The following is a 19,647-nucleotide window of genomic DNA, read 5'->3' as shown; positions in this document are numbered from 1 at the left end:
TAATGTTTCGCAAGGGACAAACCCCGCGGCGGCGGTTTATATCGCAGCGGCCTTGTAGCGATCCTCCTGTGTCGGAGGTCGTCCGCAGTCTAAGGTCTCGGTCTCTTTCTTTCGGATAGTCTCGAAAGACAGAGGTTAGAGCCTCGAGCGTCAGGGTGAGGAGAAATCGATCCAGTGAATCGATTTGGACGAACTGAAGTGTGCCGCAAAGCGGCACTCATTCTATGTCTGTCCGAAGTCTCGCGACTTCGGCGCTACGTTGCCATCGACCTCCCAGGTCGATGGCGGACACTCCGCGCCCGGATCCCTCCCCCGCCGTCGCAAGGGCCTCTCAGTCCCACCGTCCGATACACCAACACGCCACGCTAGCACGCCTGTCCGTGTGTCCGGAACAGTAGGACTGTAACCCGGTTTCAGGGGCTGGGGACGGGGTTATTATTTTGTCAGAAAACTCAGTGGGTCAGGGAGAAGATAAACGCGGATCATTTATTATGAGGTATAATTCGGGAATTTGTAAAGACGGGGGTCAGCTATGGGGGCGAAGCGGACATTAAAAATTTTGAAAAATGTGCCTTGTAAAACTATTACTGTTCACCTTTATCCATCGATGATGGGTGTTCTAAGATGCACAGAGTCGAGTTTTTCAATATGGTGCTGAAATGGCTGGCGATTACCAACATTATCTTCAACAGATGTTACAGAAGGGCTTTAAGCGACCTGAGAGCAACAAGAAGCCCCCTACGTCTGGGAGTATCGTAAATCAGAACCTCCCCAAACGCCGCGCAGAATTGCGAAGTTAGGTACGGAAGATCATTTCTATTCTCAAAACTCTCAAGGATTGTTTCAATCACTTGATGACAAAATCACCGATTGGGAAGCACATCGCCAAGCTGATGTCAGGCGTTGGCGAACTTTCGATAATGGACAGCCATGGGCCGGGCGGAACATAAGCCGTTCTAAGGCATTCCCTTGACATGACCATATACCAAACGCGCGCAGGGCGCGGAAAACCCCTCCTGCTTATCCACGGACTGGGGGCAACCTGCCGCTCGTGGGAAACTATCTCTCCTGCGCTGGCTGGAGCCAGGGAAGTGATCGCCCTGGACCTGCCCGGCCACGGGCAGTCACCTGAAGAGTCCGACAGCGGCACGTTTGAAGGGCTGGCGCGCAGCCTAGATGATTGGCTCAGCACTGGGGGTCTCACAGGGGTCGATATGGTTGGCAGCTCTCTGGGCGCTCGCTTGGTGCTAGAGATGGCGCGGCGCGGCCACACCGGCGCGGTGGTCGCGCTGGATCCGGGTGGCTTCTGGCAGGGATGGGAGCGTAGTTTCTTCAACACTACAATCACGGCATCGCTTGCCTTGGTTCGCGCGCTGCGACCGGCGCTTCCTGCGATCACCGGAAATGTCGTAGGCCGGTCCGCCCTTATGGCCCAGCTCTCTGCAAGACCGTGGAAACTCGACCCCGATTTCGTCGCGCGCGAACTGAAGTCATTGGCGGATACGCCAACCGTAGGCTCACTTGTGAAGGATCTCGCCAACGGCCCAATGCAGGAGGGGCCCGCGAAAACGTCCGCACCGATTGTGATCGGATGGGGCCGAAAGGATCGACTGTGTCTCCCGCAGCAGGCGGACCGCGCGATGTCGGCTTTCCCCAAAGCGAAGATGCATTGGTTCGAACGCAGCGGACACTTCCCGATGTGGGATCGGCCAGAGGAGACCATCAAGGTCATTCTGGATGCAACGGATCAGTCAGGATCGTAATAGCACTGCAATTAGCGAAGCGGAAAGTCGACGGCTTTAATTTGGGTTCGCCACGCATTGGCGCTTTTTGGGTCGATGAACGGCGCTCGCTCGGAGGTTAGATATTCGGTAAATTATCTATCGCAACGGGGCGGAAAAACCGGGCGTTTTTTAGCGGCTCGCTCAAGAAGTTGTTAGGTCTAACGGCAGGTTTTGGGTCGATTGTGTTGAAAAAGTCGGCCTCTTAGAAGGTCGTGTAATTTAATTCTCTGTGAGGAGGGCGTCAAACGTTACACTAAAACTAAGCTGTCCATATACGAGTAAGCCTCTCGCTAATGTCCGCTAAGGGGATAAAACTACCCTTCGGAGCTTTTAGAAAGTTATGTGCACGTCACCGCGACGCCAAATACGGCACAAAACCGTGTCGTATCATGGATTTCGGTAGATTTAGAAAATGGAGCGGGCGAAGAGATTCGAACCCTCGACCCTCACCTTGGCAAGGTGATGCTCTACCACTGAGCTACGCCCGCTCATATTTTGCGTATCAGAAGCCCGGAAGCCCCTGTGCGGCAGAAGGTGCGCTATATACCGCCTTTCATATCCTTTTCAAGCGGTTTGATGCAGTTTTTTCACTCGATATGACATCACCGCCGCGTTATCGAGGTTTATGACCCCGCCTCTGCCTCATCCTCCTCTACCTCACCCCAGCGAATCTGCCCTGTTTGACTTGCTCGACGAGGCGGGCATTTCGCATGAAACGCGTGAGCACCCGCCCATTTTTACGGTCGAAGACGGAAAAGCGCTTAAAGCCGGCCTGCCGGGCGGGCATACGAAAAACCTGTTTCTGAAGGACAAGGCCGGTCAGTTTGTTCTGGTCTGCGCTCTGACGAGCACGACGGTGCGTCTGAATAAATTGCATAGGGAGCTGGGAACAAAGCGGCTTTCCTTTGGCTCTGAAAAGGCTCTTTATGAGCTTCTGCGCGTCCGCCCCGGTTCGGTCACCCTGTTTTCCCTTATCCATGATTCTGAACGGCAGGTCAGACTGGTTTTAGACAAAGCCCTCTTTGAACCGGAAACAGTTTGGTTCCACCCGCTTCGAAACACAGCCAGCACAGCCATTGCCAGTCAGGACATTCTGACTTTTGCCAAGGCCGCCTCTCACCCTCCCGTCGTGATAGATTTTCGCAAATTGACCGGGTCCGCTTAAGCGCCCAGATGACTCCATTTTGTCATGATTTTATGGTAAAGATTAAGGGCCTTAACTCTGGAGCACGATATGTTCAACGAAACCCTTCTGAAAACCGCCAAGACCCTGACCAAATACTGCCAAAACGGCGATGAGGGCAAAGGGCTCAACGAACTCTACGCGCAGGACTGCGTCTCTGTCGAGGCTCTCGATATGCCCGGGAGTGAAATGGAGCGTGAAGCTCATGGACTGAAAGAGATCAAAGCCAAGCATGAATGGTGGTATGCCAATAATGAGGTTCACAGTTCATCGGCGGAAGGCCCCTTTCTTCATGGCGCAGATACATTTTCGCTGATTTTTGATATGGATATTACCGATAAGGACTCGGGCCAGCGTCAACAAATGCGCGAAATCGGTCTTTACAAAGTGAATTCTGACGGAAAAATCATACGGGAAGAGTTTTTCTATCCTCCTTTTGAGGGCTAAATCCGTTCATGCCTTGAAGCCAGTGAACAGGCGGCCCATATGGGGGCTATGACAGATATATTGACTTCATCTTCCGCCCCTGCGCCCGAGCCGAACGGAGCGAATTTAATCAAGGATTCCAGCGATATGGCTTTTATGGCCGATGTTGTGGAAGTGTCCAAGGAAACGCCGGTCGTTGTGGACTTCTGGGCCCCATGGTGCGGCCCGTGTAAACAGCTCATGCCTATGATGGAGCGCGCGGTTAAAGGCGCGGGCGGCAAAGTCAAAATGGTCAAGATCAATATTGACGAAAATCCGGGCGTGGCCGGACAGCTCGGCGTGCGCAGCATTCCGGCGGTTTACGCCTTTAAAGACGGCAAACCCGTGGACGGCTTTATGGGCGGGCAGCCTGAATCCGAACTTCAGAAATTTATTGATCGACTGTCAGGCGACTCTGACCCCTCCGAGGAAGCCGGCCTGCTTGTGGACCGGGCCAAGGACAGTCTCGCCGCCGGAGACGCAGGCGGCGCGGCGCAGGACTTTGCCCAAGCCCTGAGCCTTGACGAAAGCAATGCAGAAGCCCGGGCGGGACTAGCGCGCATTTATCTGGATACCGGAAACGAACAAGAAGCCGTTTCGCTTATCCAGCAGGCGCCGGACTCTGTCACGGACCACCCCGAAATTGCGGCGGTGAGATCAAAAATGGCGCTTGAAGACCAGGCGCCAGATCCGGATGAGGAAGACCCTGCAGAGGAGCTGGCGCAGAAAGTCGAGGACAATCCCGACGATCTGGACGCGCGTCTGGAACTGGCCAAGGCCCTCGCCGCGAGAGGCCGGAACGAAGAAGCGGTCGAGCATTTGCTCTATTCCGTGCGCAAAAACCGGGCCTATAACAATGAAGCCGCGCGGCTTTTCCTCCTGACCGTTTTTGAAGCCGAAGGGCCGCAATCAGAGGTCTCTATCAAGGGCCGGCGCGAGCTGTCTTCTATTCTGTTCGCATAGCCCCATATGAGTACCCATTACAAAGCTTTGGCGCGGCGAACCTCTCCGGAGGTTATTCCCCTTTTCCCTTTGAACGGAACAGTTCTTTTGCCGGCCTGTGATTTGCCGCTGAATATTTTCGAGCCGCGCTATCTGAATATGGTGGATGACGCGCTCAAAACAGACCGCCTTATCGGTATGGTTCAAAGCCGCAAATCCGGTCTGGTGTCTGTTGGCGGCTTGGGGCGCATAATTCAGTTTTCCGAAACAGAAGACGGACGGTATTTGATTGTCTTAAAAGGGCTGAAACGATTTAAAGTCATTGAAGAAGTTGAGACGCCCAGTCCCTATCGTCAAGCCAAGGTCGATTATGAGCCCTTTATTAATGACGCCGATATTCACGCCGCGAAACAGACATCCGAAGCCCTATCGGAGAGCGGACGAACAGATCGTTCGGCTCTCACCGTTGCGATGAAAACGCTTGCCAAAAAAATCGGCGTCCGCGTGGACTGGGAGGCATTGTCGGAAATTCCGCTTCCAGTTCTAGTCAATCAGGCCGCCATGATTTCGCCTTTCCAGCCAGAAGATAAGCAGTCCCTGATTGAAGCCGTCAGCACGGATGACAGACGGCGGCTATTAATAGGTTTAATGCACCTTTATGCCGGAAGCGACAGTCCCTCCAACCCGTCGCAGACGCAATAAATAATAGCCCGGAAAGCAAAGACTGGAAGTATTTATGACTGAGACACCTGCCATGGATCCGAAAATGCTCAGCGTCTTGATTTGTCCGAAAACCGGCGGACCGCTCAGCTATGATTCAGACAAAAAAGAGCTTGTCAGCAAATCAGCCAAGCTGGCGTTTCCGGTGCGCGAGGGCGTCCCTATTCTGCTTTTGGATGAGGCCCGCCACCTCTAAAGGTTAACGCCAAGCCGCTGTTTTCCCGTTCCCGAGGGAACATTCTTTGTCCCTCCCCCGTTATTTAAATGAATAACAGGAAACGGGATATGTCTCTTACAAATAATAAAAATTACAAATCCAAACTTATGGCCGGCGGCTTTACCGCTACTTTGGCGCTGTCTTTTATCGCCTCCGCGACGCTGTCTTCCGCAGCGCCCAGCATTGGACCCGTGAAAGCGGGCGCGCCGGTTACGACGCCCACTTATGCGGCGCCTTCACTGGCCCTAAGTTATGGACCGCTTGACGTCATCTCAAATCTATTAGGCCAGTCCGATAAAGTTGACTTTTCCAAAGAGTTGCGGGCTCAGATCGAAGATGAAACTTTCTCCGAAATCCTTAAAGAAAAAGTATCAATCGGCGCTATTGATGCCGCGCGGCACGCTTATGCGCAATCTATTTATGAGCCGCTCTGGAAAATGAGCGCTGCCGAAAAACTTTACGACATACCCGAAATATTTGAAAGCCACGGCTTGGACGTTTCTTTAGAAAACAAAGATCTTCAGGCTTTGATCGAGCAAAGATTTAACGCCAAAAATCCCGAAGAACGCGCCAGCGCTGAAATCGCTTTGACCGCCCTGTGGTTAAAACTGACCTCACAAATTTCCGGCGGGTTATCGGATGAAGGCGAAGGCGTAAAATCTCTTAAGGATTCACCTGTACGCTCCGAATTAGTGACGGCTTTGCGAGACGCGGCCCAGAATGATCCCATTGAAGAAATAGAAAATTTTACCTCGACCGCCCCGCAATATAGAAATCTTCGCAAGGCATTGGAAAATTATAAAAAAGATGTCGCTTTAAGCAGTTGGCTATCCATTCCGACAGATGGCGAAATGATTGAACCAGGTGATAAAGATGACCGGATTCCAGCGCTGCGTGAGCGCCTGCGGGCCGAGGGCTATCTTCCTTATCGGGATTACTTTTCATTGTTTCCGAACGTCGATAAAGCCGAAGAAGACATTCTTTATGACGAAGATTTGCAGGAGGCTGTCAAAGCCTATCAAGCCGCAAATACGATGGCTGTTGATGGGGTTGTCGGCCCCGCCACTCTGGAGGCCATGAACGAAAGTCCGGACTCCAAAATAGAAAAAATCAAAGAAGCTCTGAATTATTGGAGGCATCTGGACGCGTTCAATCAGCAGTCCGGAGACCGTTACATTTGGGTCAACATTCCTTCATTCATGGCCGAAGGCTGGAATGACGGCAAAAAAGAAATCGCGATGAAAACGGTGGTGGGCAAACCCCGAACGCCGACACCTGATTTTTCAGATAATGTCGAGTATATTGTCGCCAACCCGAAATGGTTCTTGCCTGTAGGTCTGTTTAAAAGACAAAAGCTCCATAAATTAAGAGCAGACCCCGGTTATGCCGCAGCGCATAAATATAACATATATGACCGCGCAACCGGACAGGAACTCAGCGCCTATAGTGTTGACTGGAATGAGCCCGGCATAGCAAGTAAAATTCAAATGGTTCAAACGCCTGGCCCTCATAATGCTTTGGGCGAATTGAAAATTATTTTCCCAAATCAACATTCGGTCTATCTTCATTCTACGCCGGATACACATCTTCTGGATCGTGACGTGCGCGCTTTCAGCTCAGGCTGTATCCGTCTGGATGATCCTATCGGCATGGCGAATTGGATTACGGATCATGACAGCGGTGTGGACACCAAGGAATTTAACGACACCTTGCAATCGCGCCAACGCAAACATTTCAATGTAGATGAGCAAATTCCGGTTCATATTACCTATGTTGGAGTCACCGCCACAGAAGACGGCGTGCCAAGCTTTCACCGTGACATTTACAATAAGCTTGCTGATCCTTCATTTGTTGAAGACGAATATCCTCGGTATGATGGCGGCGCTGTTGTTGAATTTGACAACAATGAAGATAATGTGAAGCAAACCGCTGCGGCACAAAAGAGTGTCAGCGCCCTGCCATAGGACTTATATGTCATTGAGAAATTTGTTGTTTGCAGCGCCCTTATTCGGGGCGTTGCTATTTTCTCCCTTTGCTCAGTTGCCCTTAGCGCAAGCTCAGGCCAGCATGGTCGCCAAGCAAAGCCCCCTGCTGGATAAGGAGTCCATTCCTTATGACGTATGGAATACAACCCGCCTGCCGGGAGAAAAGCTGGGATTAACGCTCCCAACAGGATTTACAGCCGATCTGGACGGAACGCCCGTCACAGCGGACACACGTGTCCTTAATAAAGCTGGTACGCAAACCTTGACGGTCAGGAAACCGGATGGCTCTCAATTAAGCAAGATCAGCGTCTTTACGCTGGAGCCTCTCAGCGAAGTCGATTCCAAAGGCTATCTAAACGGCTATCGTATCGGAAAATATCCCAAAAATCCGCCGCGGGGCCTTATCCGTCTCGACAATGAGAGTGATAAAGATATTGAAGTGGCGCCGCATTTCAAACTGGGCCAATTCCTCTGTAAGCAACAACCGGATGCCTGGCCAAAATATGTCCTGGTTACGCAATCCAATTTAAAGCGTCTCGAAACGCTGCGCGATAGCTTGGTGAGAGACAACATCACCGACGCCCAGACTTTTTTCGTCATGAGCGGATTCCGAACGCCTTTTTATAATACAGCTATTGGGTCTGCCAAACTGTCCCGCCACATGTATGGCGACGCGGCGGATATCTATATTGATGTCAAACCGCGCGACGGCAATATGGATGATATCAATGGCGACGGCGTCATAAATAAGACGGACGCCAATTATCTTTATGATTACGCCGCAAAACTGTTCGCCAATAGCGATGAAGTCGAGCCTGGCGGGATCGGATCCTATAAAGCCAATGCCGTACACGGCCCTTTTGTGCATGTGGACGGCCGCGGACATGTCGCCCGGTGGGGGCGCTAGCCTAACTCGCCTCCCCTTCGACTTGACGTTCTAGCTCCCTCTTCCCATTTGTGGGGAGAGTGAGAAAAAGGACGCCCTATGACACACCCTCAAACCTCCCCCTATGATTATGCAGACGCCTCTCAATGGCGGGGGACAACCATCCTCTCCGTTCGTAAAAACGGAAAGGTCGTTATTGTCGGGGATGGTCAGGTCAGCGCCGGAAATACAGTGATGAAAGCGGGCGCCCGAAAAGTGCGCACTTTGGCCGGAGGCAAAATCCTCACCGGCTTTGCCGGCGCAACGGCCGACGCTTTTGCTCTGCTTGAACGTCTTGAAACCAAAGTCGAGCAATATCCGACACAGCTCGCCCGCGCCTGTGTCGAACTGGCCAAAGACTGGCGGACGGATAAATATCTCAGGCAATTACAGGCCATGTTGATTGTGGCCGATAAATCAGAAACTTTCGTTCTGACCGGAAATGGCGATGTCGTGCAGCCTGACGGCGGGATCACCGCAATTGGGTCCGGCGGCAATTTTGCTCTCTCGGCGGCGCTGGCCATGAATGATTATGAGAAAGACGCCGAAACGCTCGCGCGCAAAGCCATGGCGATTGCCGATAAAATCTGCATTTACACAAATAATAATCTGACGCTTGAAAGTCTTGAATCGGAAGCTTGAGTAATCTCTACTCAAGCCCCCTTAACTCTAACGAGTATGGCAAGTTGGGATGCAATTTTTGCAACCATCCGATTTATTGTAATGGTTACGTTTGCTTTCATTAACTGCACTTGAACAACTACTATGCGAACCTAAAGGCTCTCTATTAGAGGATAGCGGTGGCGTAGGGCATGTATTATCATCAATATGAACCTCATGATATCCATCGCTTTGTGCATTTTTGTTTACGTAATAATAAGGCATTAGCCTTCTCCTTTTTAATCGAAGCAGGCTTGACACTTATCACTCTTGGTGATTCAAGAGACTGTTAATCGTAGTTCCGCGCCTACTTCTTGTTGCGAGCGGAATAAATAACACTGGTTGTCAGAATTGCCGTTCTGGCAACCATATTTATTTATGTCTTGTCCTACATACCTGAGTTGTATTTAGAGTCGAGTCCTAAAAATACTATATCTTGATAATTATTTTCTACTAGCTCCTATATATAGTAGTTTTGTTTGATTTGTCAGATCCTACGGGAATTACAAAAACAGCCTTGAAATCACAAAGCAGGCCCCCATTTTAAACGCATGACAGATAGCTTTACCCCCCGCGAAATTGTTTCCGAACTGGATCGCCATATTGTGGCGCAGAAAGACGCCAAACGCGCCGTAGCCATTGCGCTGCGCAATCGCTGGCGCCGGAAACAGGTGGACAGCACTCTCCGCCCTGAAATTACGCCCAAGAATATTCTGATGATTGGCCCCACCGGGGTCGGAAAAACGGAAATTTCCCGGCGTCTGGCCAAACTCGCCCAAGCGCCTTTCATTAAAATCGAAGCGACCAAATTTACCGAAGTTGGCTATGTGGGCCGCGATGTGGAACAGATTATCCGCGATTTGGTCGAATCGGCGATTACGCTGCTACGCGATCAGAAACGAGGGCAGGTGAAAGCACAGGCCGAAAAGGCTGCAGAGAGACGTATTATTGACGCTCTTGTCGGCGAAAATGCCGGAGAGGCAACACGCGAAAAATTTCGCCAGAAACTCACCTCCGGTGAACTGGACGATAAAGAAGTCGAGCTGGAATTAACCGATACGGGCTCCCCTTTTCAGGGGTTTGACATCCCCGGGCAACCAGGTGCCTCTATGGGCATGATGGATTTAGGCGCTTTGTTTAATAAAGGCGGTCGCACCAAAACCGTCAAACTCCGTATTGGAGACGCGCACGGGCCTCTCCTCTCCGAAGAAGCCGACAAACTGCTGGATGAAGATTCGATAAAACGCGAAGCCGTCGAACTGACCGAACAGGACGGTATCGTTTTTCTCGACGAAATTGATAAAATTACGGCGCGCTCAGATGCCCGGGGCGGAGATGTTTCCCGCGAAGGCGTGCAGCGCGACCTTCTCCCTCTGATCGAAGGCACCACTGTCTCAACAAAATATGGCCCGGTTAAAACAGATCACATCTTGTTTATTGCCAGCGGCGCCTTTCACGTCGCCAAGCCGTCCGATCTTCTGCCCGAGCTTCAAGGCCGCCTGCCCATCCGGGTTGAACTCCGCGCGCTGACGGAAGAAGATTTCGTGCGTATTCTTACCGAGCCGGAAGCCAGCCTGATCAAGCAGTATAAAGCGCTGATGAAGACTGAAAATGTAGAACTGGATTTCACAAAAGACGGAATTGACGAGCTCGCGAAAATATCGGCTGAGGTCAATGCCAATGTAGAAAATATCGGCGCAAGACGATTGCACACCGTCATGGAGCGTCTATTGGATGAGGTGAGTTTCACGGCGACCGACAAGAACGGCGAAACCGTGAAAATTGATGCGGATTATGTTCGGGATCATGTCGGCAAATTGGCGGCCGATCAGGATTTATCCAAATTCATTCTTTAGGCAGGAAACTGACTTTCCCGCAATTGGGCAAATCCTAGAAATTCATGGAATAGCCCGCTTCGGTTTCTTCTATGCCGGACTGTCCTGCAGAGAATAAATTCGTGTCCAGCTCTGCCAGTCTTGGCGCTTGTGACCCCGGAGGATTCCGTAAATTTTCCAAATGAATATAGGACATGGATAAAGCCATATCGCCCTGAGCCCGTTTTTCCGCCGTGGCGCCATCAAACCGGTTTTTAAAAGCCTGCTCTACTTTACGTGACATCTCAGAGCCGACGAGACCTTGGCGCTCCATTTCCGAAACCGTCAAGATGAGCTCCTTGGCAGACCTTTCTGTCCAGAGCGGGTTCATAACATTTATAGCATAGGCAGCGCGGAAGGCCTGCATAACGCCTTCATCAAACTCGCGCCTCAACGCCTCATCATGTTCACCCGCCATGACGGAACTTTCAATCGCAGTTCCGATAGAGAGCTCGCTTATGGGGTGATATGATGTGTTCTCTAATTGGGTCGCCGCATTGATTTCAGGGTTGTCTTGCGCAGCAGCCATATTCGGAAATACCGTAAGAGAGGCCAAAATCGATGCGCTGAGTGTCAAAGTCGTTCTAAAAGTCATGTTTATCTCCAGGGACGGGGGTAAAGTGTCCGTTTCCTGAAAATACTACGCCTTGTAAGCCTTCGGGTTGCCTATTCCCTCATGAGTTAATGTTTTGGACAGGTAAGGATCACTCAGACTGTTTTAGAAACACATACCAGGCCCCGGCTCCGCCATGTCGAATATGGGCCTGGGCATAGGTTGCGATGTGCGGACGCAAGGTCGGATCCTTGATCCAATTAGGAAAATTCTGACGTAACACGCCGTTGAGTCTTACGCCCTTGCCGGTCACGACGAGAAGGCATTTTTTATTATGTTTGACGGCCCTCATAATGGCTCTCGACAGAGCGGGCCGCGCCTCGCTTTGCGTCATGTCATGAAGATCGATTTTGGCATCTATCTCGACGCGCCCGCGCCGCGTCTTTTTATCATTATTGCGCTCCAGCCGTCCCGGGGTGGATTGCGTGTCAATTGACACGCTTGGCGCGATGCGGAGCATGTTGGCGAAGTCTTCCCGGCTCGGCAGAGGTTTAGCGCTGCCCTTGCCTTTGGGATAGCGGCGCGGCGACACCGTACGGGCCACGCGGCCCCAGACATCTCGCTCTTCGTCCTTTAGCGGTCTGTCCGGTTTCTTTTTCATGTCCTCAAAACCTATTAGCTGACGGGTTGAGACCGGGCGATGGATTTGGGGACTAAAATCTTCCAGCGGACCTCATGTTTCATCACGCCCGCCCGTTTCCCGGCGTCATCTCCAGCTCCGAAAAACAGGTCCCCCCTCAGAGCGCCTCGAATGGCTTTGCCCGTATCCTGCGCAGAGACCAATAGTCCCGTTTCCTGACCCTTATAATCGCCGCCTTGCTGGGGAAGTTTCGTCTCCAGCCACATCAGGGTTCCATAAGGGTGATAGCGCGGATCCACGGCGATTGAGCCCATTTCCGTCAGGGGCACTTCCATCGCGCCGCGGGGGCCTTCTTCAATACCAAAGGCGTCAATGGCGACAGATTGTTCCGCAAAGAAGATATAGCGAGGGTTTTCGTTCATCAGAGCCCGCGTTTTTTTGGGCCCATTTCTTTCCATCCACGCTTCAATTGACTGCTTGGACGCCTGAGAGAGTTTCATTTCTCCCCGTTCTACCAGGACGCGTCCAATAGAGGTGTAAGGTTTACCATTATTGCCCGCATAGGCGGCGCGAAGGCTGCGCCCATCAGGATATCTCAAGCGGCCCGAGCCCTGAATTTGCATAAAGAAAACATCAATGGGCCGCCCATAGGCAATCACCCGTGAAGAATTTGCGTTAATTTCAGAGCGCGGCTGTCTCATGACAGACGGGTTGGTCGGTTTGGCCAATATTGGTTCGCGGTAGGTTTCATCTGGACGTAGCCTCACATCGATTTCGGGCTCATAATATCCGGTGAGCGTCCCTGTTTCCTCTGTCAGGGTTTTTATGGAGAGGGGCGCAAATTCGGCTTCGAAAAAATCCCGCGCGGCTTTCTCGGACGGCCCGATCAGTTTGACTTTGGCGCAAGCCGGAAGCCAGTCACGATACGTCCCGTAATCCAAAAGGTTTTTATTTAAAAAGGCGTCCGGGTCTGCCTTGACCCAGCTTTGGCAGGAGCGGCGAAAGGACGCCAGCGCCGGGCGCGTATCCGCGTCTGCCCATCCGGGTAAATTATCATACCAGAGCGGTGTATTGACGATGACATCTTCAGGGGGGTCAGCTTGCGGCGATCTCGGCGCCGGAATATCCGGAGCCTCGGGTGGATAGGTTAAAGGCCGGGCCTCCAGAGACGGCCCCAACGCCTCATCTTCCATATAGGGCGTTTCAGACCAGGGATTATTATCCTCTATTCCGCTTGTTGCGCAGCCCGTGAGCCCAACCGCCAAAAACAAAACTGAATATAGAGCCCCGAATGAGAAATATCGCATAGGTCTAATCGTCGTCAGAAGGTTTCGTATCCGGAGACGGGTCAGCTTCGAGCTCATCCCCTTCGGAGGGAGCCACGTCTGCAAGACGCCATGTTGGGTCGGACTGTTTAAGATTTCTTTCAAACGTCCAGATTTCGGCGATGGAGGAAAGAACGTCCGGGTCACCCTGAACGACATTGCCCTCCTCATCCAGAAGCGCGGATGTCAAATCTGATTCATATAAAACCGAAATTCTAGCGATCGCGCCGTCCAGCTCGGCAGATTCGATAGATGTGTCCTTCAGCCGGCCCAAATCCGTGACCTGAGTATAGCCGGATTTTTCGCGCTCTTTGATAGCCTCATTATAAACGGCCAACGTGTCCTTGGTCAGGAGATTGCCCAGTGTATCGTGATCGCCCGCCGCGAAAGCCTCCAAAATCATGGAATAAGCCTGTTTGGCCCCATCAATGAAGTGACTGGGAGAGAATTCGGGATCACGCGCGGAAATCGCGCCAATGCCCTTCTTTTCCAAATCTTTTGATAAGGGCTCAATAACAGAAGCAGATTTTTCATCTTCCATCATAGAGCGCGGATTAATGGCGTCCTCCGGACCCTTGCCAACGGTTTTGCCCAAAACGCTGTAAAACATAACACAAACGACTGTCGCGATGGCGGCGTAAAGAATGACTTCATACATAAGAGCGTCTTTTGTGGCTAAATTTAAATGGCCCTGTTGAAACAGAGCGCGTCCTTTACCAGATAGGGTCTCTGAACAGTCGTCGCAATAAGGAATTGCGGCTTTTGGCGCGCCATGATAGCAGGCGGGCCATTTCGATAACCCGCCAAAGGGAGCCCGTCAGGGAATTTATATGGCTAAAAAACCCAAGAAATCCAAGGAAGAAGATAGCTTGTCTATTGAAGGCGAATCTTCTCCTGCCGCAACTCCGGAAGCTGACCAAGCTGCTCCAGCTCAAGGCAAAGAACCTCAGGCAAATGGGGAGGCCGCCTCTGGCCCGATGCTGAGCATCCTTGCGCAATATACCAAAGACCAAAGTTTCGAAAATCCACACGCCCCGGAAAGCCTTCGCTCCGGACTGGAAGCTCCGGCGATTAACATTAATATCGAAATCGGTCGTCAGATGATGGATGACGATAATGTCGAAGTGACTCTGATGCTTCGCGCCGAAGCACGCCGCGGCGAAAATGTCGCCTTCATTGCCGAGCTTGAATATGCCGGCTTGTTTGCGTTCCAGGGCATCAATGTTGAACAGATTCAGCCGATGATCCTGATCGAATGTCCGCGCCTTCTTTTCCCGTTTGCGCGTCAGATTATGGCCGAGATGACACAGAACGGCGGCTTCCCGCCTATCATGCTTGAGCCGCCGGATTTTGCTGCCATGTTCCGTGAGGAAATGATGCGCCGCGCCGCGGATCAGCCCAAAAACTAAAGCTTTACAGCAGCTCTTTTAACCCGCCCTCAGAGGCGGGTTTTTTATTTGGGACTGAGACGGATAAGCTGTCCGTTTTCGGGATCATCGGTCAAAACAAGAACAGCGCCGTCTGCGGCCACACTGACGTCCCGTATCCGCATATCCAGATCACTTAAGAGGTCGATCTCTCCGACCGATTTTCCATTTTCAAGATCGACGCGCCGTAAATCGCGGGACGCCAGCCCGCCGATCAAGGCATCGCCATTCCAATCTGCGAACATATCTCCGCGGTAAATAACCAATCCGCTCGGCGCAATGGACGGCACCCAGGAATGAATAGGGTCAACAAATCCGTCTTTTTCCTCAAAAGGTGAAATCCGCGCGCCGTTATAATCGACGCCCTTGGTCACAAGAGGCCAGCCGTGATTTTCGCCTCCTGAAATAATGTTTAATTCATCCCCACCGCGCGGGCCGTGTTCATGCTCCCAAAGCGTATCGGTCTCAGCGTCATAGGCCAGGCCCTGAACATTTCTGTGACCTATGGAATAAATTTGAGGTTTATACCCGTCCTGCCCCAAAAAGGGGTTGTCCTGCGGCACGCCGCCGTCACGCGTCAGCCGAACAATTTTACCCAGATGTGTTCCCGGTTTTTGAGCGTCCTCGCGAAAGGCAAATCCATCCCCGAAGGTTAGGATAAGCGTCTCATCCGGTAAAAACGCAATTCTTGACCCAAAATGCTGAGAACCGCTTTTCGGCGGGCTGGTCCGGAAAATAGGGGTCGCGTCTTTGAGCTCGTTACCGTCCAAACTGGCCCGCAACAACGCGGTGCCGTTCGCCTCCGTTGTTCCGTAAGCATAGGAGAGGTAGACTTCTCTTGTCTCTGCAAAGTCAGGCGCAAGCTTTATATCCAAAAGACCGCCCTGACCTTCGGCAAGAATATCCTCCGGTAGTCCTTGGATTTCACTTCGCTGGCCTTGCGCAAAACGAATAAGGTTTCCGGGTTTTTCCGTAATCAAATATTCATTTCCAGCGAGTTCAGCGACTGCCCAAGGTGACCTTAGCCCCTCTGCCAGAGTTTCAAGCGCAAATTCGGAAGACGGTATTTCCGTCAGATCCGGCGCAGGTTGAGGCTCCATACAAGCAGATAAGCCCGCAGAGAGCAGAAAAGAGACTAACAAGACTTGATGTTTCATACTTGACGACCTGACTTTTGTTCAGCACGACTGTAGCCATGCTTAGAGCAATTACAAAATGGATTCTCGCCTGGTTGGTTGCCGCAATCCTCACGGCCTTTTTGGGATCTGTTTTTTCAAGTTTGAGGGTCATTGCCCTTTTAAACAATATCGGCGGCAATTCGGGTTCTGGTCAGACCCTTTCAATGGTGTTTTATGACGCCTTACATTTTGGAACGTTATATTTCATTTTCGTCGCTATAGGCTTTTTTATTGCCTTTTTGGCCGGGTCAGCTCTCTTGTGGATAACGAAATTACGGAGCCAGAATATCTATCGCTTAATCGTTTTCGGCGTCGCGGCGGCTGTCTCCATGTCCGTCATGCTCTGGGCGATGAAGAACGTCTTTTTTGGAACTCAAATTGTTGCCGGCGCTAGAGACGGAACCGGCTTTATTCTGCAAATTCTCGCCGGAATACTAGGCGGTCTGGTCTTTGCGCTTTTAACGCGCCCCAAACCGCCCGAATTCAATTAAGTATTCATACTCTCAAAGAAGTCTGAATTGGTTTTGCTGTCCTTGAGTTTGGACAGAAGGAACTCAATCGCGTCCATCGTCCCCATTGGATTCAAGATGCGCCGCAAGACATACGTCTTTTGCAATTCCGCCGGGCCGATAAGGAGCTCTTCCTTACGCGTGCCGGATTTGGTGACATCAATCGCCGGGAAGATGCGCTTATCCGCGACTTTACGGTCAAGCACGATTTCCGAGTTACCTGTGCCTTTGAATTCCTCAAAGATAACTTCGTCCATTCGGGAGCCCGTATCGATAAGGGCGGTGGCAATAATGGTCAGAGACCCGCCTTCTTCGATATTCCGCGCCGCGCCAAAGAAACGCTTTGGGCGTTGTAGCGCATTTGCGTCGACACCGCCGGTCAGAACCTTGCCTGAACTTGGCACGACCGTGTTATAGGCGCGGCCAAGACGGGTAATGGAGTCAAGAAGAATGACAACATCTTTACCATGTTCTGTCAGGCGTTTGGCTTTCTGAATGACCATTTCTGCGACTTGAACGTGGCGCGTGGCCGGTTCATCAAAAGTTGAAGAGACAACTTCGCCTTTGACCGAGCGCTGCATATCCGTCACTTCTTCAGGGCGTTCGTCAATCAGAAGGACGAGAACATAACATTCGGGGTGATTGCGTTCGATCGAGTGGGCAATATTCTGCAGGAGCACCGTTTTACCCGTCCGGGGCGGCGCCACGATGAGAGCTCGCTGTCCTTTCCCGATAGGAGAGACAATATCAATCACGCGGCCGGAATTGTCTTTCAGGGTTGGGTCTTCGATTTCCAATTGGAATCTCTGATCCGGATAGAGCGGCGTTAGATTGTCAAAGTGAACCTTGTTACGCGCCTGCTCTGGCGGCCCGAAATTCATCGATGTCACACGGGTCAGAGCGAAATAACGCTCATTGTCCTGAGGGCTGCGGATTTCACCTGAGACCGTGTCTCCGGTCCGAAGACCCATTTTACGGATCTGGTTCGGGCTGACATAAATATCGTCCGGCCCGGCGAGATAATTGGCTTCAGGGGAGCGCAGGAACCCAAACCCATCCTGAAGAACTTCCAGCACACCGCTACCGTTAATTTTGATGTCTTCTTCGGCCAGGTCTTTCAGAATGGCGAAAAAGATATCCTGTTTCCGCATGGAAGCGGCATTTTCAACGCCGACTTCTTCTGCAAATTTGATCAATTCCGGGGGTTTGAATTTCTTGAGATCATCAAGACTGATGGAGGTCATTCCCTCCAGCTCTATTTTATGCGGTTCTGTCATAGTCGTTTCTTTAATGGGGGGTTGTCTCTTCAGGTCCGTCTCAGCGGAATATGTTCGAAAAGAATACGCACGAGTGGCGTTGAGTTAGAAATAGACGTTGTTTTTATAATGTCAATTTAAATTATTATCAGGAATTATCCGGTTTAAAACGGCTCAACAATGGCCAGGACCACAATAATGATGGCGATAATGGCCGGGATTTCATTGATGCGTCGGAAGAATTTTTCCGAGCGCGGACGTCCGCCGTCCAGAAAGCTTTTTCGGGTTTTTGCGAGATAACCATGATAGCCGATCAACCCTAAGGCCAGTAGCACTTTCAGATGTAGCCATCCCGATCCTGCATAAAGCCCTATATTGGTGAATATTAAAACAAGTCCAAGAAGAAGCGCAATAATCATAGCCGGATTCATGATGGTGCGAAGAAGCTTCACCTCAGCCTCCTCCATCTTGGCTTCCAATTCGCCTCCGGGCTTAGCCGCTGAATGGTAGACAAAAAGACGCGGTAGATAGAGCAGTCCTGCCATCCAGAAAATCACCGCGATAAGGTGAAAGGCCTTCAGCCAGAGATAGAGACTAGACATAACGCGCTTCCTTGCCGCGGATATGGTTGACCACAGCCTGAACATTATCGATTTTCACATCTGGAGTCACGCCGTGCCCCAGATTAAAAATATGCGGGCCGTTTTTGCCGTCTTCGAGAACCCGGTCAACAGCTTTGCGGAGGACGTCACCGCCAATTCTGAGGGCCAAAGGATCGAGATTGCCTTGTACCGGCATGTTTTCGGGAATCGCGCATCTAAAATCATCAAGCGGCATTTGCGTGCCCGCCGCAATGGCTGTGATACCTGTCTCATGGGCGTAGCGGATAGCGTTCAGCCCGGCGCCGCGCGGAAAGCCGATTATGGGTTTGTCTATTCCGGCCTTTCTTATGCGGGTGATGATATCCCGGGTCGGGTTTAGAACCAGACGATCAAATAATTCCGGCGACAGGCCTTCGGCCCAGCTCTCGAAAATTTTCAGCACGTCCGCCCCGGCTTTGGCCTGTCCGATAAGATAATCCGTACTGGAAATAACCAGCGCTTCCATCAGGTCCGCCATGGCCCGTGGATTTTCATAGGCAAATCGTTTAGCAATCTCTTTTTTCGGACTCCCCTTCCCTTCGATCATATAGGTCGCCACCGTCCAGGGACCGCCGCAAAAGCCGATAAGGGCCTTCTCCTTAGGCAAGTCTTTTCTCACACGCGAGACCGTTTCATAGACGGATGAAACTCGATCTGCAGCGCCGTCCAGGGTCAGGGCCTTAATACCTTCTACATCGATAGGATCGAGAACAGGACCGGTTCCTTTGATAAAACGAACCTCACGGCCCAAACCGATTGGAATCAGCAATATATCGGCAAAGAGGATAGCGGCGTCCATATCGTATCGATTGACGGGCTGGAGCGTGACTTTGGCCGCTTTTTCAGGACTAAAGCAAAAATCGATAAAATCTTTCGCGGTCGATCTGACTTCCAAATATTCCGGAAGATGCCGACCGGCTTGCCGCATAAACCAGATAGGCGGTGTCTCGGTTCTTTGTCCGCTAAGCACATCGAGAAGAGAGGCCATTTTAGAGATCCTTTGGTTATGCCCGATAGTTATCCGAACTCTCTTATCTCCTCTTAAATTTTTTAAAAAAGAAGTGATAGATGTAGAAAGCGGGATATGTGGACAGTCTTAACGTTTTAGTAACCAATCTTAATGGTCACAGGATAAAGTGGTATAAGTCACAGACCATAACTTTTTCTGTGCTTAACAGGAATAACGGGGATAACCTATCTTTATTCCAGATCAATGCGACATGAAGTCGAAAGCCATATGTTGAAAATTTGCGGGATAAAAGCGTCGCAGAATTTTATCCCCCGGACTCAATTTGTTAATACACCCTAACACTCCCCATGGATAAAATAGCCTTAAGCTTCAAAACCGCCCCCTGAATTCACA

The 19,647-nt window shown here is 51.3% G+C and carries 21 protein-coding genes and 1 tRNA gene; 12 read left to right on the top strand and 10 right to left on the bottom strand.

All coding sequences use genetic code 11. From position 1 onward, the window contains the following. On the bottom strand, positions 1-217 hold a 217-nt coding region (locus ACN0IC_RS11355; RefSeq protein WP_416878898.1), incomplete at its 3' end, for a hypothetical protein. A gap of 757 nt (positions 218-974) precedes the next feature. Here ACN0IC_RS11355 and ACN0IC_RS11350 point away from each other — a divergent pair. After that, complete coding sequence (locus tag ACN0IC_RS11350) at positions 975-1,763, top strand: alpha/beta fold hydrolase (RefSeq protein ID WP_416878897.1); 789 nt, start codon at positions 975-977, stop codon at positions 1,761-1,763. Between the two features lie 434 nt (positions 1,764-2,197). On the opposite strand, the gene ACN0IC_RS11345 is transcribed toward ACN0IC_RS11350, so the two are convergent. Continuing rightward, positions 2,198-2,272: transfer RNA gene (locus tag ACN0IC_RS11345), tRNA-Gly, on the bottom strand. Between the two features lie 137 nt (positions 2,273-2,409). Between ACN0IC_RS11345 and ACN0IC_RS11340 the strand changes: the two genes are divergently transcribed. From ACN0IC_RS11340 to hslU, 9 genes are all read left to right on the top strand, one after another. Then, positions 2,410-2,949, top strand: a complete 540-nt coding sequence (locus ACN0IC_RS11340; protein ID WP_416878896.1) for a prolyl-tRNA synthetase associated domain-containing protein — start codon at positions 2,410-2,412, stop codon at positions 2,947-2,949. A 69-nt stretch (positions 2,950-3,018) separates the two neighbouring features. Continuing rightward, positions 3,019-3,414, top strand: coding sequence for a SnoaL-like domain-containing protein (locus ACN0IC_RS11335; protein ID WP_416878895.1), 396 nt, complete (start codon positions 3,019-3,021; stop codon positions 3,412-3,414). Between the two features lie 48 nt (positions 3,415-3,462). Then, positions 3,463-4,395: a thioredoxin gene (gene trxA, locus ACN0IC_RS11330; protein WP_416878894.1), complete on the top strand. Its 933-nt coding sequence runs from the start codon at positions 3,463-3,465 to the stop codon at positions 4,393-4,395. Positions 4,396-4,401: 6 nt separating this feature from the next. Next, complete coding sequence (locus ACN0IC_RS11325; RefSeq protein ID WP_416878893.1) at positions 4,402-5,076, top strand: LON peptidase substrate-binding domain-containing protein; 675 nt, start codon at positions 4,402-4,404, stop codon at positions 5,074-5,076. Positions 5,077-5,110: 34 nt separating this feature from the next. Further along, a complete protein-coding gene (locus tag ACN0IC_RS11320) occupies positions 5,111-5,290 on the top strand; it encodes a Trm112 family protein (protein WP_416878892.1) in 180 nt (59 codons plus the stop codon). A gap of 89 nt (positions 5,291-5,379) precedes the next feature. Further along, positions 5,380-7,275 (top strand): L,D-transpeptidase family protein, encoded by a 1,896-nt coding sequence (locus ACN0IC_RS11315; RefSeq protein ID WP_416878891.1) that lies wholly within the window; start codon positions 5,380-5,382, stop codon positions 7,273-7,275. Positions 7,276-7,282: 7 nt separating this feature from the next. After that, the gene (locus ACN0IC_RS11310) at positions 7,283-8,203 is read left to right on the top strand and encodes a D-Ala-D-Ala carboxypeptidase family metallohydrolase (RefSeq protein ID WP_416878890.1); all 921 of its coding nucleotides are present in this window, start codon (positions 7,283-7,285) and stop codon (positions 8,201-8,203) included. Between the two features lie 78 nt (positions 8,204-8,281). Further along, positions 8,282-8,863 carry an ATP-dependent protease subunit HslV gene (gene hslV, locus ACN0IC_RS11305; protein WP_416878889.1) on the top strand — a complete coding sequence of 194 codons (582 nt, stop codon included), beginning with the start codon at positions 8,282-8,284 and terminating at the stop codon, positions 8,861-8,863. A gap of 569 nt (positions 8,864-9,432) precedes the next feature. Next, on the top strand, positions 9,433-10,737 hold the full coding sequence (gene hslU, locus ACN0IC_RS11300; RefSeq protein WP_416878888.1) for an ATP-dependent protease ATPase subunit HslU: 1,305 nt from the start codon (positions 9,433-9,435) through the stop codon (positions 10,735-10,737). A 34-nt stretch (positions 10,738-10,771) separates the two neighbouring features. Here hslU and ACN0IC_RS11295 read toward each other — a convergent pair whose 3' ends face one another. The 4 genes from ACN0IC_RS11295 to ACN0IC_RS11280 all read right to left on the bottom strand — a co-directional run bounded on the left by ACN0IC_RS11295 (position 10,772) and on the right by ACN0IC_RS11280 (position 13,931). Then, the gene (locus ACN0IC_RS11295) at positions 10,772-11,350 is read right to left on the bottom strand and encodes a hypothetical protein (protein WP_416878887.1); all 579 of its coding nucleotides are present in this window, start codon (positions 11,348-11,350) and stop codon (positions 10,772-10,774) included. Positions 11,351-11,459: 109 nt separating this feature from the next. After that, the gene (locus ACN0IC_RS11290; protein ID WP_416878886.1) at positions 11,460-11,969 is read right to left on the bottom strand and encodes a Smr/MutS family protein; all 510 of its coding nucleotides are present in this window, start codon (positions 11,967-11,969) and stop codon (positions 11,460-11,462) included. Between the two features lie 14 nt (positions 11,970-11,983). Then, positions 11,984-13,312, bottom strand: a complete 1,329-nt coding sequence (locus ACN0IC_RS11285; RefSeq protein ID WP_416878885.1) for a murein transglycosylase A — start codon at positions 13,310-13,312, stop codon at positions 11,984-11,986. After that, on the bottom strand, positions 13,260-13,931 hold the full coding sequence (locus ACN0IC_RS11280) for a Tim44/TimA family putative adaptor protein (RefSeq protein ID WP_416878884.1): 672 nt from the start codon (positions 13,929-13,931) through the stop codon (positions 13,260-13,262). Before ACN0IC_RS11280 ends, ACN0IC_RS11285 begins: the two co-directional genes overlap by 53 nt. Before the next feature lie 172 nt (positions 13,932-14,103). On the opposite strand from ACN0IC_RS11280, the gene secB reads away from it, so the two are divergent. Continuing rightward, positions 14,104-14,682 (top strand): protein-export chaperone SecB, encoded by a 579-nt coding sequence (secB, locus tag ACN0IC_RS11275; protein ID WP_416878883.1) that lies wholly within the window; start codon positions 14,104-14,106, stop codon positions 14,680-14,682. Positions 14,683-14,726: 44 nt separating this feature from the next. Here the strand turns inward: secB and ACN0IC_RS11270 are convergent, their stop codons facing one another. Continuing rightward, the gene (locus tag ACN0IC_RS11270) at positions 14,727-15,857 is read right to left on the bottom strand and encodes a PQQ-dependent sugar dehydrogenase (protein WP_416878882.1); all 1,131 of its coding nucleotides are present in this window, start codon (positions 15,855-15,857) and stop codon (positions 14,727-14,729) included. A gap of 38 nt (positions 15,858-15,895) precedes the next feature. Between ACN0IC_RS11270 and ACN0IC_RS11265 the strand changes: the two genes are divergently transcribed. Continuing rightward, a complete protein-coding gene (locus ACN0IC_RS11265) occupies positions 15,896-16,369 on the top strand; it encodes a hypothetical protein (protein ID WP_416878881.1) in 474 nt (157 codons plus the stop codon). Here the strand turns inward: ACN0IC_RS11265 and rho are convergent. From rho to hemE, 3 genes are all read right to left on the bottom strand, one after another. After that, positions 16,366-17,664, bottom strand: a complete 1,299-nt coding sequence (gene rho / locus ACN0IC_RS11260; RefSeq protein WP_416878880.1) for a transcription termination factor Rho — start codon at positions 17,662-17,664, stop codon at positions 16,366-16,368. The genes ACN0IC_RS11265 and rho overlap by 4 nt on opposite strands. Before the next feature lie 143 nt (positions 17,665-17,807). Continuing rightward, the gene (gene hemJ, locus ACN0IC_RS11255; protein WP_416878879.1) at positions 17,808-18,245 is read right to left on the bottom strand and encodes a protoporphyrinogen oxidase HemJ; all 438 of its coding nucleotides are present in this window, start codon (positions 18,243-18,245) and stop codon (positions 17,808-17,810) included. Next, entirely contained in the window at positions 18,238-19,272 is a 1,035-nt protein-coding gene (gene hemE, locus ACN0IC_RS11250; RefSeq protein ID WP_416878878.1) for a uroporphyrinogen decarboxylase, read from the bottom strand. The genes hemJ and hemE overlap by 8 nt, the downstream gene beginning before the upstream one ends. Positions 19,273-19,647: the final 375 nt, after the last annotated feature.

The organism is Litorimonas sp. (genome assembly GCA_029936425.1).
Lineage (GTDB): Bacteria > Pseudomonadota > Alphaproteobacteria > Caulobacterales > Maricaulaceae > Litorimonas.
The sequence above is the reverse complement of the archived record's forward strand: the minus strand, read 5'-3'. Positions and strand labels throughout refer to the sequence as shown.